Annotated in this window: 18 protein-coding genes; 7 read left to right on the top strand and 11 right to left on the bottom strand. The window is 68.0% G+C overall.

What is annotated here, in order from left to right:
* Positions 1-12: 12 nt before the first annotated feature.
* The 5 genes from BST42_RS16780 to BST42_RS16760 all read left to right on the top strand — a co-directional run bounded on the left by BST42_RS16780 (position 13) and on the right by BST42_RS16760 (position 4,430).
* Complete coding sequence (locus BST42_RS16780) at positions 13-477, top strand: peroxiredoxin (RefSeq protein WP_083120443.1); 465 nt, start codon at positions 13-15, stop codon at positions 475-477.
* Between the two features lie 71 nt (positions 478-548).
* On the top strand, positions 549-1,226 hold the full coding sequence (locus BST42_RS16775) for a FadR/GntR family transcriptional regulator (protein ID WP_083120442.1): 678 nt from the start codon (positions 549-551) through the stop codon (positions 1,224-1,226).
* Complete coding sequence (locus BST42_RS16770; RefSeq protein ID WP_083120441.1) at positions 1,223-2,020, top strand: ABC transporter ATP-binding protein; 798 nt, start codon at positions 1,223-1,225, stop codon at positions 2,018-2,020. The genes BST42_RS16775 and BST42_RS16770 overlap by 4 nt, the downstream gene beginning before the upstream one ends.
* A 36-nt stretch (positions 2,021-2,056) precedes the next feature.
* Positions 2,057-2,926, top strand: a complete 870-nt coding sequence (locus BST42_RS16765; RefSeq protein ID WP_133057472.1) for a hypothetical protein — start codon at positions 2,057-2,059, stop codon at positions 2,924-2,926.
* A 7-nt stretch (positions 2,927-2,933) separates the two neighbouring features.
* Positions 2,934-4,430 (top strand): FAD-binding oxidoreductase, encoded by a 1,497-nt coding sequence (locus BST42_RS16760; RefSeq protein WP_083120439.1) that lies wholly within the window; start codon positions 2,934-2,936, stop codon positions 4,428-4,430.
* 6 nt (positions 4,431-4,436) lie between these two features.
* Here the strand turns inward: BST42_RS16760 and hisI are convergent, their stop codons facing one another.
* Genes hisI through hisD form a run of 8 tightly spaced genes read right to left on the bottom strand, consistent with a single transcriptional unit; the run spans position 4,437 to position 10,783 of the window.
* Positions 4,437-4,784 (bottom strand): phosphoribosyl-AMP cyclohydrolase, encoded by a 348-nt coding sequence (hisI, locus tag BST42_RS16755; protein WP_083120438.1) that lies wholly within the window; start codon positions 4,782-4,784, stop codon positions 4,437-4,439.
* Complete coding sequence (gene hisF / locus BST42_RS16750) at positions 4,781-5,554, bottom strand: imidazole glycerol phosphate synthase subunit HisF (RefSeq protein WP_083120437.1); 774 nt, start codon at positions 5,552-5,554, stop codon at positions 4,781-4,783. The genes hisI and hisF overlap by 4 nt, the downstream gene beginning before the upstream one ends.
* Positions 5,554-6,357 carry an inositol monophosphatase family protein gene (locus tag BST42_RS16745; RefSeq protein WP_083120436.1) on the bottom strand — a complete coding sequence of 268 codons (804 nt, stop codon included), beginning with the start codon at positions 6,355-6,357 and terminating at the stop codon, positions 5,554-5,556. The genes hisF and BST42_RS16745 overlap by 1 nt, the downstream gene beginning before the upstream one ends.
* Positions 6,357-7,091 (bottom strand): bifunctional 1-(5-phosphoribosyl)-5-((5-phosphoribosylamino)methylideneamino)imidazole-4-carboxamide isomerase/phosphoribosylanthranilate isomerase PriA, encoded by a 735-nt coding sequence (gene priA / locus BST42_RS16740; RefSeq protein WP_036337683.1) that lies wholly within the window; start codon positions 7,089-7,091, stop codon positions 6,357-6,359. Before priA ends, BST42_RS16745 begins: the two co-directional genes overlap by 1 nt.
* A 2-nt stretch (positions 7,092-7,093) precedes the next feature.
* Complete coding sequence (gene hisH, locus BST42_RS16735; RefSeq protein WP_083120435.1) at positions 7,094-7,714, bottom strand: imidazole glycerol phosphate synthase subunit HisH; 621 nt, start codon at positions 7,712-7,714, stop codon at positions 7,094-7,096.
* Positions 7,711-8,319 carry an imidazoleglycerol-phosphate dehydratase HisB gene (gene hisB, locus BST42_RS16730; RefSeq protein WP_083120434.1) on the bottom strand — a complete coding sequence of 203 codons (609 nt, stop codon included), beginning with the start codon at positions 8,317-8,319 and terminating at the stop codon, positions 7,711-7,713. Before hisB ends, hisH begins: the two co-directional genes overlap by 4 nt.
* The gene (locus tag BST42_RS16725; protein ID WP_083120526.1) at positions 8,316-9,443 is read right to left on the bottom strand and encodes a histidinol-phosphate transaminase; all 1,128 of its coding nucleotides are present in this window, start codon (positions 9,441-9,443) and stop codon (positions 8,316-8,318) included. Before BST42_RS16725 ends, hisB begins: the two co-directional genes overlap by 4 nt.
* Positions 9,444-9,448: 5 nt before the next feature.
* A complete protein-coding gene (gene hisD, locus BST42_RS16720) occupies positions 9,449-10,783 on the bottom strand; it encodes a histidinol dehydrogenase (RefSeq protein WP_083120433.1) in 1,335 nt (444 codons plus the stop codon).
* Positions 10,784-10,861: 78 nt separating this feature from the next.
* Between hisD and rhtB the strand changes: the two genes are divergently transcribed.
* Complete coding sequence (rhtB, locus tag BST42_RS16715; RefSeq protein WP_083120432.1) at positions 10,862-11,497, top strand: homoserine/homoserine lactone efflux protein; 636 nt, start codon at positions 10,862-10,864, stop codon at positions 11,495-11,497.
* 10 nt (positions 11,498-11,507) lie between these two features.
* Positions 11,508-11,921 (top strand): nitroreductase family deazaflavin-dependent oxidoreductase, encoded by a 414-nt coding sequence (locus BST42_RS16710; RefSeq protein ID WP_083120525.1) that lies wholly within the window; start codon positions 11,508-11,510, stop codon positions 11,919-11,921.
* A gap of 12 nt (positions 11,922-11,933) precedes the next feature.
* On the opposite strand, the gene nadC is transcribed toward BST42_RS16710, so the two are convergent.
* The 3 genes from nadC to nadA are packed head-to-tail and all read right to left on the bottom strand — an operon-like array spanning position 11,934 to position 15,396.
* The gene (nadC, locus tag BST42_RS16705) at positions 11,934-12,791 is read right to left on the bottom strand and encodes a carboxylating nicotinate-nucleotide diphosphorylase (protein ID WP_083120431.1); all 858 of its coding nucleotides are present in this window, start codon (positions 12,789-12,791) and stop codon (positions 11,934-11,936) included.
* Entirely contained in the window at positions 12,788-14,350 is a 1,563-nt protein-coding gene (locus tag BST42_RS16700; protein ID WP_083120430.1) for an L-aspartate oxidase, read from the bottom strand. The genes nadC and BST42_RS16700 overlap by 4 nt, the downstream gene beginning before the upstream one ends.
* Positions 14,347-15,396 (bottom strand): quinolinate synthase NadA, encoded by a 1,050-nt coding sequence (gene nadA, locus BST42_RS16695; RefSeq protein ID WP_083120429.1) that lies wholly within the window; start codon positions 15,394-15,396, stop codon positions 14,347-14,349. Before nadA ends, BST42_RS16700 begins: the two co-directional genes overlap by 4 nt.
* Positions 15,397-15,420: the final 24 nt, after the last annotated feature.

Genomic DNA, 15,420 nt, shown 5'->3' with positions numbered 1-15,420 from the left:
TAGCCTGCACCCATGAAACGTGGAGACCGGGTTGCGGACTTCGAACTGCCGGACCAGACCGGCACCGTGCGCTCACTGACTGACTTGCTGGCCGACGGGCCGATCGTGCTGTTCTTCTACCCCGCCGCGATGACGCCCGGCTGCACCAAGGAAGCGTGTCATTTCCGCGACCTCGGGTCCGAGTTCGCCGCGCTGGGCGCGAGCCGCGTCGGCATCAGCACCGATCCGGTGGACAAGCAGGCCCGGTTCGCCGACTCCCAGAATTTCGACTACCCGCTGCTGTCCGACGCCGACGGTGCGATCGCCACCGCGTTCGGCGTGAAGCGGGGGCTGCTGGGCAAGCTGATCCCGGTAAAGCGCACGACGTTCGTCATCGACACCGATCGCACGGTGCTCGAAGTCATCTCCAGCGAGGTCAACATGGACGCCCATGCTGACAAGGCGCTGGAGGTGCTGCGTCAGCGCCAAAAGGCCTGACCACTTCGTAGCCGATCTGCCGGGGTAGCGTCGTCAGTACGCTACTCCTCAGACAAGCAGAGAGGTTTGCCATGAATTCAGCTGTCGCCCAGGTGCGGCGGCACCCTCTTGCTGCTCAAACAGCCCAGCTGCTGCTGTCCCGAATCCGCGACGGCGAATGGCCACTGGGCCACCGCCTCCCGGGTGAGACGACGCTGGCGGCGCAATTGGGCGTCGGCCGATCGACGTTGCGTGAGGCGATCCGCGAGCTATCCGGCAGGGGTGTGCTCGACAGTCGCCAGGGCGCCGGAGTATTCGTGACCGCGCTGGAAGCCAACGAGGATTGGGACACCCTTCTGCGGCGCACGACTATCGTCGCCGTCATCGAGGCGCGGATCGCCATCGAGGCCGAGGCCGCCGCGCTCGCGGCCGTTCGGCGCACACCCGCCGATCTGCGGGCGATCCGCCGCGCACTCGTCGCCCGCGGCATAACCGGGTTGTCGATCCCCGACCACGTTGATGCCGACGCCGCGTTCCACCGCACGGTGGTCACCGCGGCACACAACGACGTCCTGACGCAGCTGTTCGACGCATTCCTGCCGCGGCTGCGCCTGGCGATGATCGACATGCTCAAGATCCGGCCGGTTCCTGACACCGCCGACCACGACGCGCACCGAGAGCTGACCGACGCGATCGCCGACCGAGATCCAGTCGCCGCCGCCGCCGCCAGCCGATCACACCTGAGCTGGTTGAAGGAGTCGTACACGTGACACCTGTTCTGAAAATTGACGATGTGACGTTCCGCCGCAACGGCAAACAGATCATCGACGGCATATCGCTGACGGTTGAGCGCGGCGAGCACTGGGCGCTCCTCGGCCCCAACGGGGCGGGCAAGAGCACATTGCTCGGTTTCTGCGCCGCCGAGACGTTCCCCACCACGGGCACGGTCACGGTGCTCGGCCGTCAGATGGGACGCACCGATCTGGCCGCGCTGCGCCATTCGATCGGATACGTGAATCCCCGCCACCGCCTTCAGTATTCACTGACCGTGCGGGACGTGGTGCTCACCGGCATCACAGCCACCATCGACCTGCCGATGCGCTGGACACCGACCCCGGAACAGGCCGAGCACGCCGACGCGATGATTGCCGCGGTGGGGATGAGCCGCAAGTCCGACGACGTGTGGCCGACGCTGTCGCAGGGTGAGCGTGGCCGCGCTCTCATTGCGCGAGCACTGGTTTCTGAGCCCGAACTGCTACTGCTCGACGAGCCGACGACCGGGCTGGACGTCGCTGCCCGCGAGCAGCTGCTGGAGACCATCGACAGCCTCGACCGCACCCATCCCGAGGTCGCGTCGATCCTGGTGACCCATCACCTCGAGGAGCTGCCGACCACCACCACCCACGCGCTGCTGATCGCCGACGGACGCACTGTGGCGAGCGGGTCTGCGCGCCAGACGATTTCGACCGGCAACGTCACGGCCGCGTTCTCGCATCCGATCGAGGTCGGTTACCACCAGGGCCGCTGGAGCGCGCGGGCCAAGGCAACGGCGATCGACGTTTAGCTCCGCGCAGCCGACTTCGGGGAATATTGTGCGGGAGTGTCGAGGTCGTCCGACGTCCACGGACCGCAAACCGATTCGGTGTGGCCTGCGATGGCGGCTGTTTTTGCACTCGTCATCTGTTTCACGTTCAGTGACGACATCGTGGAGTTCGGCCTGGACGTCACGGGTCACCGGTTCTCCGGGGCGGGTCCATGGTTGGTGCTCGCAACGGACTGTCTGCTGGTGGCCGCGACCGCGGCACTGAAATGGCGCATCGAACAGGCACCCCGCCAGGTGTTTGTGCGGCAGTTGATCGGCAGCCGGTGGGCACTGGGCGCCGCAATCGTCGTGGTCACCCACCTGCTGTCGATCTCGACCGCCACGCATCGCGCCAATCTCGGTGTTGTCCAATCGATCTGGCTCAGCATGCTGTTTTCGCTACTGTTCGTTGCCGCAATGGCATTGCTGTTGACATCCGCGCTCGGCGAAAAGTCGATCTGGCGCAGCTGGGTGCTGCCCATGATCGTCGGGACGGTGGTAGTGCAGGTGGCGTCGGCTCTGTGGTATCCCGTCATCGACGTCGAGAAGGGTTGTGCGAACGACATTTCCTCGACCTACTTCTCCGACATGACGAATATCATCGCGATCGTTCTCCTGACCGTCGGCGTCGAATTGGCCTACGTGCGTCGCACCGCAGGGACCACCGATCCCGGCCGCCGCGTCGCACCGGTCTTCACGGTGTTGTGGTTGTGCGTCGGCTTAGCGCTGGCATTCACGATGCTGGTGAAGGCCGATCTGGGGCCCCACTGTGGACTGGCGGCGGTGTGGCACGAGTACATCGCCTTCGTGGTGACCGCGCAGGCACTGTCGATCGGTTTGACGACGGTGCTGTGGCTGTTGGTGACCGATCAGCCGACGGTGGAGTGAGGACGCCGTGAATGAGCTGACACGACGGGAAGTCTTGGCCGCGATCGGGATTGCAGCGGCCGGCACCATCGCCTCGTGCACAGGCCCGACAACCGAGGTGAAATCCCAACGCGCATGGGACGACCTCAGCCGGCAGTTGCATGGGTCGCTGCTGCGGCCGGGCCAACCGCAATTCGATGAAATCGCCACGCCGCGCAATCTGCGATTCGCCGCCACCATGCCGCAAGCGGTGGCGCTGTGCGAGAACGCAGCCGACGTCGTTGCCGCCGTGCGCTGGGCACGGAACACCAACACGGTGTTCGCAATTCGCGGCGGCGGCCACAACTACGCCCGGGCGTCGAGCTCGAGTGGAATCCTCATCTGCACCCGGCCGATGAATGCTGCGACGGTCGACGGCAACCTCCTCCGCGTGGGAGCCGGCGTGCGCAACGCCGATCTGGCCGCGCTGCTGCCACACAGTGGCGGCGGTCGACTTCTGCTGCCCGGCGGCAATTGTCCCGGGGTTGGGGTGGCAGGGCTGACACTGGGCGGCGGGATCGGCCCCAACGCGCCGTGGGCAGGGTTGACCGCAGACCGGCTCCGAAAGGTCACCATGGTCACCGCGGCCGGGGACATCGTGACGGCCAGCTCAACCGAGAATCCCGACCTCCTCTGGGGGCTTCGTGGCGGAGCAGGCGGAAACTTCGGCGTCGTGACCGACCTCGAGTACGAACTCGTCGAGGTCCCGACCAGCCCGGTGACGACCGCGGAACTGACGATCACCGGACGTGACGCCGCGGTCGCGGTGGCCTTGGGCTTCCAGGCGCTGCGCGCCGACGCGGAACGGACAGCCACCGGCAACCTGTACCTCGGTCACACCGAGCATTCGGTCGAGGCGGTGCTGACCGCCCAACTGCTCGCACCTGAGAAGAAGGCGCGGGACATGCTCGCTCCGATTCTCGCGATTCCCGGCATGCGTGCCGAGATCGTCGAGCGCACATGGTGGGACGCCTACGGGTGGTACGTCACCCCACCGTCGCCTGCATACTCCTTCTGGGACCGGTCCCTCTACGCGGAACGCTATCTCTCCGGTGACGCGTTGTCGGACGCACTCGACGTGGTCGCCCGATTCCCCGGTGCAGGTGGTCCCGAACGCTATGGGGCGATGGGTCTCTACGGCTGGGTCGGCGGTGCTGTCAGCGACGTCAGGCCAGATGCCAGCGCGTACGTCCACCGCGACGCGCGGATACTGGTTGAAGTGTCGGCAGGGTGGTCCACCCCCGAACATCCGACGCTTCCGGCAACCGGCATCCCGGACGATATTCGAGACTGGGAGAAGGAGCTGTGGGCCACTCTCCTACCGCATACCACCGGCCATTCGTACCAGAACTTCCCCGATCCGGAATTGCAAGACTGGGCCTCGGCGTACTACGGCGCGAATCTCGGCCGGCTCAGCGAACTCAAGAAAACGTGGGATCCAGGGGACGTGTTCACCTATCCCCAGTCGGTGCCGCGAGCCGAGTGAGTTCGCTCAGCCTTCCGGCGCCAGAATCTGGTCGGCGTCGAAGCAGCTGTGATCGCCCGTGTGGCACGCCCCGCCGACTTGGTCGACCTCCAGGAGCACCGCGTCGCCGTCGCAGTCCAGCCGCACCGAGTGCACGCGCTGAGTGTGCCCGGAGGTCGCACCCTTCACCCAATACTCGCCGCGCGACCGCGAAAAGTAGGTTGCTTCACGGGTTTCCAGCGTGCGGGCCAGCGCCTCGTCGTCCATCCAGGCGACCATCAGCACGTCGCCGCTGCCGCGTTCCTGCGCGATCGCGGCGAACAGCCCGTTGGCATCACGCTTGAGCCGCTTGGCGATATCCGGGTCGAGGCTCATCGGACGGTAATTCCTTCCGCGGCCATCGCCGCCTTCACCTCACCGATCGTCAGCTCACCGAAATGGAAGACGCTGGCCGCCAGCACCGCATCGGCACCCGAGGCGACGGCGGGCGCAAAGTCGCCGACCGCACCCGCCCCGCCACTGGCGATCACCGGGACCGTGACCGCCTTGCGGACCGCACGCAGCATCGCCAGGTCGAAACCGGCTTTGGTCCCGTCGGCGTCCATCGAGTTCAGCAGGATCTCGCCGACGCCCAATTCTGCTCCGCGCCTTGCCCATTCGACCGCATCGATACCGGTCCCCTGCCGGCCACCGTGCGTGGTGACCTCCCAGCCGGACGGGGTCGGCGCCGATCCGGCCGGCACCGTGCGGGCATCAACCGACAGCACGATGCACTGCGAACCGAACTGCCGGGACAATTCGGCCAGCAGCTCAGGCCGGGCGATCGCGGCGGTGTTCACCGAGACCTTGTCGGCGCCCGCTCTCAGCAGCACGTCGACGTCCTCCACCGACCGCACGCCGCCGCCGACGGTGAGCGGAATGAACACCTGCTCGGCCGTGCGACGCACCACATCGAGCATCGTCGCGCGGCCCGACGAGGACGCCGTGACGTCCAGGAAGGTCAGCTCGTCGGCGCCCTCGGCGTCATAGACGGCGGCCAATTCGACAGGATCGCCGGCATCCCGCAGATTTTCGAAGTTCACACCCTTGACCACCCGGCCCGCATCGACGTCCAGGCAGGGAATCACACGCACCGCGACGTCCATCAGAGGTAATTCTCCGGCGGCCCGACCCGGTCGAGGATCTCCATGACGCGCTCGTGCACGCCGGGGGCGGCGGCCAGCGCGGCCCGCGACGACGGCGTCCAGTGCTCGCCGGACAGGTCGGTGACGACTCCGCCTGCCGAGCGCACCAACGCGACTCCGGCGGCGTGATCCCAGATGTGATCGCCGAAACTGATGGCCGCACCCATGATTCCGGATGACACATACGCGAAGTCGACACCGGTGGCGCCGTGCATGCGCAGCTTCGAGCACACTCGGCTCAGGTTCTCCAGGACGGCCAGCCGGTAGCGGCCGGGGAAACGGCCCCGCCAGTCGACGTTGAACGTTCCGATGCCGATCACGCACTGGCCGATCTCGCCGTGTCCGATCGGCGGTTGCGGCTTGCCGTTGTAGTACACCGGGCCGCCCGCCACCGTGCTGTAGCGCTGGTCGGTGAACGGCAGCCAGGTCAGCCCGGCGACGGGCTCGCCGTCTCGGAGCAGACCCAGCAGGATCGCTGCCATCGGCGACCCTGCGGCGTAGTTGAAGGTGCCGTCGATCGGGTCGAGCACCCAGACCAGCGGGGAGTCGATTGGGGCGCCGCCGAATTCCTCGCCGTGCACGCCGATGCCGGTGGTGGCCTCCAAGGCTTGGACCACCTGGCGTTCGATGGCCAGGTCCACCTCGGTGGCGAAGTCGTTGCCCTTCTTCTGCACGGCCGAGTCGGCCCGGTGGCCGGCGATGAACGGTGTGGACGCCTCGTCCAGAATCACCGCCGCCTGGGCAACCAGGGTGTCGAGGTCCACTACCGGCTCACCGCGGCAAGAGCCTCCGGCAGCGTGAATCGGCCGGCGTAGAGCGCCTTTCCGACGATCGCGCCTTCAACCCCGCTGTCGACCAGGGTCGCGATCGCGCGCAGGTCATCAAGGCTGGACACGCCTCCCGACGCGATGACAGGCGCGTCGGTGCACTCGGCGACGCCTTCGAGCAGGTCGAGATTGGGTCCGGTGAGCGTGCCGTCCTTGGTGACATCGGTGACCACGAACCGCGAGCAGCCCTCGCTGTCCAGGCGTTCCAGCACATGCCACAGATCGCCGCCGTCGGTCTCCCAACCGCGGCCACGCAGCCGATGCTCCCCCTCGACGATCTGCACGTCCAGGCCGACGGCGACCCGATCGCCGTACTCGGCGATCGCGGCGGCGCACCACAGCGGGTTCTCCAGTGCCGCGGTGCCGATGTTGACCCGCGTGCAGCCGGTCGCCAGCGCCGCCTTGAGCGACTCGTCGTCGCGGATCCCGCCGGACAGTTCGACATTCACGTCGAGCTGGCCGACCACCTCGGCCAGCAGTTCACGGTTGGAGCCGCGACCGAATGCCGCGTCGAGGTCCACCAGGTGGATCCATTCGGCGCCGTCACGCTGCCAGGTCAGTGCGGCGTCCAGCGCCGAGCCGTACTCGGTCTCGCTGCCGGCTTTACCTTGCACCAGACGGACCGCCTTGCCCTCGACCACGTCGACGGCTGGAAGAAGAATCAGTGGCACTCTTACAGCCCCTCAACCCAATTGGTGAGCAACGCCGCACCGGCGTCACCGCTTTTCTCCGGATGAAATTGTGTTGCCGACAGCGGACCGTCCTCGACCGCGGCCAGGAACCGTACGTGATGGCTGGCCCAGGTGAGCTTCGCCTCGGGTGCGCCTTCCCACTTCTGTGCCGCATAGGAGTGCACGAAGTAGAACCGGGTGTCGGGGTCGAACCCCTTGAACAGCACACTGTCCGGCGCGGCGTCGACGACGTTCCAACCCATGTGCGGGATCACCGGCGCGTCGAGCCGGGTTACCGACCCCGGCCATTGCCCGCAGCCCTGCGACTCGACCCTGAACTCCACGCCGCGGGCGAACAGGATCTGCATGCCCACGCACACACCGAGCACCGGCCGGCCCGCGGCCACCCGCTCGGCGATGATGCGGTCGCCCCCGATGCCGCGCAAGCCGACCATGCACGCCTCGAACGCGCCGACCCCGGGCACCACCAGGCCGTCGGCGTTGAGCGCACGTTGCGCGTCGGCGGTCACCTCGACATCGGCCCCGGTGCGTTCCAGCGCCCGCTGCGCCGAGCGTAGGTTGCCCGAGCCGTAGTCCAGGACGACGACGGATCTAGCTGTCACAGTGAGCCTTTGGTGGACGGCACGCCGGAGACCCGGGGATCGGGCTCGACGGCCTGTCGCAGGGCCCGCGCCACCGCCTTGTATTCCGCCTCGGTGATGTGGTGCGGGTCGCGGCCGTACAGCGTGCGCACGTGCAGCGAGATGCGGGCGTTGAATGCCAGCGACTCGAACACGTGCCGGTTGACGACCGTGTGGTACGGCACGCTCGAGCCGGCGATGGTGAAGTCGACCATGTAATCGGGTTCACCGGTGTGCACGAAGTACGGGCGGCCGGAGACGTCGACGGCGGCGTGGGCCAGCGTCTCGTCCATCGGGATGAAGGCGTCGCCGAACCGGCGGATGCCCTTCTTGTCGCCGAGCGCCTGCCCCAGCGCGGTGCCCAGCACGATCGCGGTGTCCTCGATCGTGTGGTGGCCCTCGATGTCGACATCGCCCGTGGCTGAGATCGACAGGTCGAAACTTGCGTGGGTGCCCAACGCGGTCAGCATGTGGTCGAAGAACGGCACACCGGTGTGCACGCTGACGTCTCCGGTGCCGTCGAGGTTCAACTCGACGACGATGTCGGATTCGCGGGTCTTACGTTCGACCTTGGCGATGCGGGTCATGGTGCTCCTAAGTGGGCAAGTTCGGAGGCGGCCAGCCGTGCACTGGCGGCCAGGAAGGCGTCGTTCTCCTCGGCCAACCCGATGGTGGTGCGCAGGTATCCGGCGATCCCGACGTCGCGGATCAGGACACCGTCATCGAGATAGTGCTGCCATGCCCGTGCGGCGTCGGCGAATTCGCCGAACAACACGAAGTTGGCGTCACTGGGGATGACGCGGAAACCGTAGTCGGTCAGTGCGGCACTGACCCGCTCCCGCTCGGCGATCAGCGTCGCGACGCTGCCGAGGGTGTCGTCGGCGTGCCGAAGCGCGGCGCGGGCGGCGGCCTGGGTGACCACCGAGAGGTGGTAGGGCAGCCGGACCAGCAGCACCGCGTCGATGATCGCCGGGGCGGCGATCAGATATCCCAGCCGGCCGCCGGCGAATGCGAAGGCCTTGCTCATGGTGCGGCTGACGATCAACCGGGACGGGTACTCCTCGATCAGCGCGATCGCGCTGGGCTGGCTGGAGAACTCACCGTAGGCTTCGTCGACGATCAGGATGCCGCGGTGCATGGCGTCCAGCAGACGCCGCAGATCGTCGAGCGGAACGCTCTGTCCCGACGGGTTGTTGGGGCTCGCGACGAACACCACGTCGGGGTCCCGGGCGGCGATCACGGTCGCCGCCGTGTCGACGTCGAGGCTGAAATCGGCCGCGCGCACCGACTCGACCCACTCGGTCTGGGTGCCGTTCGAGATGATCGGGTGCATCGAGTACGACGGCACGAAACCGATCGCGCTGCGGCCCGGCCCGCCGAACGCCTGCAGCAGTTGCTGCAGGATCTCGTTGGAACCGTTTGCCGCCCAGACGTTTTCCTCTCCGACGTCGATTCCGGTCTGTTCGCGAAGGTAGGCGGCCAGGTCTGCGCGCAGCGCGACGGCGTCGCGGTCGGGATATCGGTGCAGCTCCGCTGCCGCCGCCTGCACCGAACGCGTGACGTCCTCGACAAGCGCCTGACTCGGCGGGTGCGGGTTCTCGTTGGTGTTGAGCCGCACCGGCACGTCGAGTTGCGGTGCGCCATAGGGAGATTTCCCTCGCAGGTCATCGCGCAGCGGCAGATCGGCCAGCGTCACGCCGGCGCCGGGGATGTTGGTCACCGCTCGAACCTCCGGCGGACCGCCTCACCGTGAGCCGGCAGATCCTCGGCCTTCGCGAGTGTGATCACATGCCCCGACACGTCTTTGAGCGCCGCCTCGGTGTAGTCGACGACGTGGATGCCGCGCAGGAAGGTCTGCACCGACAGACCGCTGGAGTGCCTGGCGCAGCCCGCCGTGGGCAGCACGTGGTTCGACCCGGCGCAGTAGTCGCCGAGACTGACCGGCGACCACGGCCCCACGAAGATCGCACCGGCCGCGCGGATACGGCTTGCCACCTCGTTGGCGTTCACGGTCTGGATCTCCAAATGCTCTGCGGCATAAGCATTGACGACCCGCACTCCGGTGTCGACGTCGTCGACCAGCACGATGCCCGATTGGCGACCGCGCAGCGCCTCGGTCACCCGCTCGCGGTGCTTGGTGGTCTCGAGTTGCACGGCCAATTCAGCTTCGGTCGCCTGCGCCAAATCGGCGCTGTCGGTCACCAGCACACTGGCCGCCATCACGTCGTGCTCGGCCTGGCTGATCAGGTCGGCGGCGACGTGCACCGGGTCGGCGGTGTGGTCGGCGAGGATCGCGATCTCGGTGGGCCCGGCCTCGGCGTCGATGCCGATCTGAGAGCGGCAGATTCGCTTGGCGGCGGTCACGTAGATGTTGCCCGGTCCGGTGACCATGTCGACCGGTGCCAGCTCGGCGCCGTCGGTGTCGGTGTCGGTGCCACCGTAGGCCATCAGCGCCACCGCCTGGGCGCCGCCGACCGCCCACACCTCCTCGACGCCGAGCAGGGCGGCCGCGGCCAGGATCGTCGGGTGCGGCAGACCGGCGTGGCCGGCCTGCGGCGGGCTGGCGATCACCAACGAGTCGACCCCGGCGGTCTGCGCGGGCACGACGTTCATCACCACACTGGACGGGTAGACGGCATTGCCGCCGGGCACGTACAGACCGACCCGCTCCACCGGTACCCAGCGTTCGGTGACCGACGCCCCGGAGTCGAAAAGCGTGGTCGTGTCAGTGCGCCGCTGATCGGCATGTACGGCGCGGGTGCGATCGATCGCCACCTCGAGCGCGGCACGCACATCGGCCTGCAGCGCGGCCAGCGCGTCACCCAGTGCGGCGACCGGCACGCGCACGGTCGCGGGGCGCACCCCGTCGAACTTCTCGCCGTACTCCAGGGCCGCAACGGCACCGCGCTCGGCGACGTCGTCGACGATCGGCCGGACCTTCGGGACCACCGCGTCGACGTCCACGCCGCCGCGCGGAAGCGCCGCACGCAGCGAGGCGGCGGTCAGCGCGCGGCCGCGCAGGTCGATCCGATTCATGGCGAAGCTGGTCATCGGTTCAATTGTCCCCGATCGGTGCACCCGAATAAAAATCGATTGAACGCGGCCGCCAACCGCCCGGATACTGCGGGTATGCAATTCGAGCTGTGGCTGGCGTTCATCGGCGCCGCGATCGCCATCAGCGTGTCCCCCGGGGCCGGTGCGATCCAGTCCATGGCGACCGGTCTGACGCATGGTCTGCGCCGCGGCTACTGGAGCATCACGGGGCTCGAGGTCGGCTTGATGCTGCAACTCGTGGCGGTGGCGGTGGGCCTCGGCGCGGCGGTCGCGCAGTCGATCGTCGCGTTCACGGTGATCAAGTGGATCGGCGTTGTCTACCTGATCTATCTGGCCGTGCGCCAATGGCGCAGCAAGCCCTTTGACCTGGGTGAACAGCTTGACACCACCGCCGGTGGCGGTCGGTGGACCCTGCTGGTGCGTGGCTGCCTGGTCAATGTCACCAATCCGAAGGGGCTGGTGTTCCTGCTGGCAGTGCTGCCCCAATTCGTCGTCCCGACCGCACCGCTGCTGCCGCAATACCTCGCGATCGGGGCGACGATGGTGGTCGTCGATCTGGTCGTGATGGGCGCCTACACCGGGCTGGCATCCCGGTTGGTGGGGTGGCTACGCACACCACGCCAGCAGAGAGCCATGAACCGGACGTTCTCCGGCCTGTTCGCCGCTGCGGCGGTGGTGCTGTCCCTGGTGCGCCGGGGCGCGGCCGCATAACGTGAGCGCCATGTCGACCAAGGATCACCCGAACAACGCGCCCGGCGTGCCGATGAAGTTCCCGGTCTGGTTCGAGAACTTCCAGATCAAGTACTTCAATCCGGCAGTCAAGCCGCTGGCCAAATTCATGCCGGGCATGTCGGTCATCTCGCACCGGGGCCGCACCTCGGGCAAGCAGTACGAGACGGTGGTCTCGGCCTTCCGCAAGGGCGACACCCTGGCCGTCATGCTCGGCCACGGCAAGACCAACTGGGTCAAGAACATCCTGGCCGCCGGCGAGGCCGACATCCGGCACGGCCGCAAAACCCTGCATCTGGTGAATCCGCGGGTGGTGCCCGCGGGCACCGACGACCCGTCCCTTCCCGGGGTTGCCCGACGAGGCGTCAAGCGCGGCGTCGGCGCGTTCGTCGCCGATATCGCCTAGAGGTCCAGGCCCCTAGAGGTCAAGACCAATGTCGAGGACCCGTACCGAGTGGGTCAAGGCCCCCACGGCCAGGAAGTCGACCCCCGTCCCGGCATAGTCGGCGGCGCTTTCCAGGCTGAGGCCGCCCGAGGATTCCAGCAGCACGCCGGGCGAATTGGCGTCGCGCCGCTGTACGGCGATCTGGGTCTGCCATACCGGGAAGTTGTCCAGCAGGATCAGCTGCACATCCTCGGCGAGCACCTCGTCGAGTTGCTCGAGGGTGTCCACCTCGACCTCGCACGGGAGATCCGGCGCGGCGGCGCGCACGGCCCGCAGCGCGGCGACCACCGAGCCGGCGGCCGCGACGTGGTTGTCCTTGATCAGCGCGGCGTCGCCCAAGCCCATCCGGTGGTTGACGCCGCCGCCCACCCGCACCGCGTACTTCTGCAGCGCCCGCAATCCCGGCAGGGTCTTGCGGGTGTCGCGGATCTTGGCCTTCGTGCCGTCGACGGCGTCGACCCACGCCGCGGTGGCGGTGGCAATCCCCGACAGATGGCATACCAGGTTCAGCAGGGTCCGTTCCGCGGTCAGCAGCCCCCGCGTCGGCGCCTGCACCCGAAGCAGGGCCGCGCCGGCTTCCAGCCGAGTGCCGTCGTCCACCCGGTCGACGACCTGGTAGCCGTCCTGACCGAGCACTTCGTCGAGGACCAGCATTGCGACGTCGATCCCGGCGGCGACGCCGGGCTCCCGGGACACCAGCGACGCCACCGTGCCGGCGTCCTCGGGCACCGTGGCCAGCGTCGTGACGTCGGGGCCGTAGCGCAGGTCCTCATCGAGACCGCGACGGATCGTGATGCGAGCCTCGGTCAGCTCGTCGTCGGTGAGTGTCATTGCAGGCAGACCGCCACATGGTCACCGTGCAGGGTACGGCTGAAGGCCTGTGCCGCATCGGTTTCCGGGTGATCGCCCCGGTGGTGACAGCCGCGGGATTCGGTGCGCGCCAACGCCGCGGCGGTCACCGCGCGGGCGGTTGCCGTGAGTGCGACGTCCTCGGCCGCTGTGCGGGTGGTCATGCGCGTCGGTGTTGCCTCGGACAGGATGTCGGTGAGTTGATGCAGGCCGGTAGCATCCCGCACTACGGAAGCCCATTGAGTCATGGCGGCTTGCAATTGTGTACGGCCGAGCGCATTGTGTTGCCGCTCATCAGCTTTCGCGACCGGCGCACCGGCGTCACGGGCGTGCTCGACGGCGGCCCGCCCGGCGCGACCCCCGACCACCAGGCCTTCGAGCAGGCTGTTGGAGGCCAGCCGGTTGGCGCCGTGCATGCCGGTTCGGGCCACCTCGCCGGCAGCGAACAGGCCGGGCAGCTCGGTCCGGCCGAACACGTCGGTGGTCACCCCGCCGCAGCTGTAATGCGCGCCCGGGACGACCGGGATCAGCTGGCGGGTCGGGTCGATGCCCGAGCCGCGACAGGCCGCCGTGACCGTCGGAAAGCGTTGCGCGAACCGGTCGATCGAGCGGGCGTCGAGAAACACGCACTCGTCGCCCGTTTCACGTAACCGGGCCTCGATAGCCGCCGCCACGACGTCGCGGGGGGCCAGGTCGCCCAGCGGATGATGCGTGGTCATCGACTCGCCGCGGGCGTCACGCAGCACCGCACCCTCGCCGCGCAGCGCCTCGGTGATCAGCGGACGGCGTCCGGTGGCGTTCCGGTCGAACAGCATGGTCGGGTGGAACTGGACGAATTCGATGTCGGTGACCCCGACACCGGCCCACAGCGCAAGGGCGATGCCGTCGCCGGTAGAGCCTTCCGGGTTGGTGGTGGCCCGATACAGGTGACCCAGTCCGCCGGTGGCCAGGATGACCGACGCGGTGTGCACGATGCCGAGACCGTCGGCGTTGCGGACCAGCACTCCGGTGACTGCCGTGCCATCGCTGAGGACTTGCAGCGCAACATGATTGCGCCGGATGTCCAGCGTGGCGGCGGCATGGTCGAGCGCCCGCTGCACTTCGGCGCCGGTGGCGTCACCCCCGGCGTGGATGATGCGCCTGCGGGAGTGGCCGCCCTCACGGGTCAGCGCCCACTGCCCGGGCGCACTCTCGTCGAACCGGGCGCCGTCGTCGACCAGGTCGGCCACCGCGCGATAACCGTCACCGACGATCGACCGCACCGCCTCGGGGTCGCACAAGCCGGCACCCGCAGCCACGGTGTCGCGGACGTGCGCTTCCACCGAGTCGTCGGTGTGCGGCAGCACCACCGCGATCCCGCCCTGGGCGTAGAACGTCGCCGTATCGGGCGCCTTGCTCAGAATGACTGTGCGACTGCCTTTTCGATGCGCGGCCAGGGCGGCGGCCAGGCCGGCCACCCCGGTGCCGATCACCACGACATCGGCGCGCTGCTGCCAGTCCACGCCTGCGGCGCCAGCCCCACAGGCGAATGAGCGCGTCATTCGCCGCCGCCGGGCTGGCCGATCTCGATCATCCGCTGCACGCTGGCGCGGGCCAGTCGGGCGGTCTCGGGATCGACGTCGACCTCGTCGGCGCCGTCGACCAGGCAACGCAGCAGAGCGGCCGGGGTGATCATCTTCATGTACTTGCACGACGCCCGGTCATTGACGGCCTGGAAGTCGATTCCCGGTGCGGCGCGGCGCAATTGGTGCAGCATGCCGACCTCGGTGGCGACCAGCACCTGCTTGGCGTGAGATGCCTTGGCGGCGTCCAGCATGCCGCCGGTGGACAGGATCTTGACCCGGTCGGCCGGGTAGGCGCCCTCGCCGGCCAGATACAACGCCGATGTGGCGCAACCACATTCGGGATGGACGAACAATTCGGCGTCGGGGTGGCTGCGAGCCTGGTCGGCCAGTTCGTCGCCGTTGATGCCCGCGTGCACGTGGCACTCGCCGGCCCAGACATGCAGATTGGTCCGGCCGGTCATCCGGCGGACGTGCGCACCCAGGAACTGATCCGGGCAGAACAGCACCTCGCGGTCAGCCGGGATGGAGGCCACCACCTCGACGGCGTTGGACGAGGTGCAGCAGATGTCGGTGAGCGCCTTCACCGCCGCGGTGGTGTTGACGTAGGAGACGACGACCGCACCGGGGTGCTCGTCCTTCCAGGCCTGCAGTTCCTCGGCGGTGATCGAGTCGGCCAGCGAGCAGCCGGCGCGCTGATCCGGGATCAGCACCGTCTTCTCGGGGCTGAGGATCTTCGCGGTCTCGGCCATGAAATGCACGCCGCAGAACACGATCGTCTCTTCGGCAGCCTCGGCGGCGATCCGGGACAGCGCCAGCGAGTCACCGACATGATCGGCGACGTCCTGGATGGCCGGCAGCTGGTAGTTGTGCGCCAGGATGGTCGCGTTGCGCAAGGTGGCCAGCCGGCGAATCTCGGCGGCCCATTCCTCGTCACCGTTCACCCCGGTGTAACCACCAGGTCCATCGGTGATGCGAGCGACCAGCCCGTTATCCACAGCATCTGCACGATCCAAGACGGTCATTTCCGCCTCCTGTCTTGCTTCCGA

Origin of the sequence: Mycolicibacterium rhodesiae, assembly GCF_002086695.1 — a bacterium.
Classification (GTDB): Bacteria; Actinomycetota; Actinomycetes; order Mycobacteriales; family Mycobacteriaceae; genus Mycobacterium; species Mycobacterium rhodesiae.
Note: the sequence above shows the minus strand (reverse complement) of the source record. Positions and strands in the feature narration are given on the sequence as shown.

What these genes read in the sequence shown, in the direction of transcription:
- nadA (WP_083120429.1), bottom strand. Translation starts at nt 15,396, where the DNA reads ATGACCGTCTTGGATCGTGCAGATGCTGTGGATAACGGGCTGGTCGCT.
- nadC (WP_083120431.1), bottom strand. Translation starts at nt 12,791, where the DNA reads ATGACACTCACCGACGACGAGCTGACCGAGGCTCGCATCACGATCCGT.
- BST42_RS16710 (WP_083120525.1), top strand. Translation starts at nt 11,508, where the DNA reads ATGTCGACCAAGGATCACCCGAACAACGCGCCCGGCGTGCCGATGAAG.
- hisB (WP_083120434.1), bottom strand. Translation starts at nt 8,319, where the DNA reads ATGACCCGCATCGCCAAGGTCGAACGTAAGACCCGCGAATCCGACATC.
- hisF (WP_083120437.1), bottom strand. Translation starts at nt 5,554, where the DNA reads ATGGACGTCGCGGTGCGTGTGATTCCCTGCCTGGACGTCGATGCGGGC.
- hisD (WP_083120433.1), bottom strand. Translation starts at nt 10,783, where the DNA reads ATGACCAGCTTCGCCATGAATCGGATCGACCTGCGCGGCCGCGCGCTG.
- BST42_RS16700 (WP_083120430.1), bottom strand. Translation starts at nt 14,350, where the DNA reads ATGACGCGCTCATTCGCCTGTGGGGCTGGCGCCGCAGGCGTGGACTGG.
- rhtB (WP_083120432.1), top strand. Translation starts at nt 10,862, where the DNA reads ATGCAATTCGAGCTGTGGCTGGCGTTCATCGGCGCCGCGATCGCCATC.
- BST42_RS16780 (WP_083120443.1), top strand. Translation starts at nt 13, where the DNA reads ATGAAACGTGGAGACCGGGTTGCGGACTTCGAACTGCCGGACCAGACC.
- BST42_RS16775 (WP_083120442.1), top strand. Translation starts at nt 549, where the DNA reads ATGAATTCAGCTGTCGCCCAGGTGCGGCGGCACCCTCTTGCTGCTCAA.
- hisI (WP_083120438.1), bottom strand. Translation starts at nt 4,784, where the DNA reads ATGAGCCTCGACCCGGATATCGCCAAGCGGCTCAAGCGTGATGCCAAC.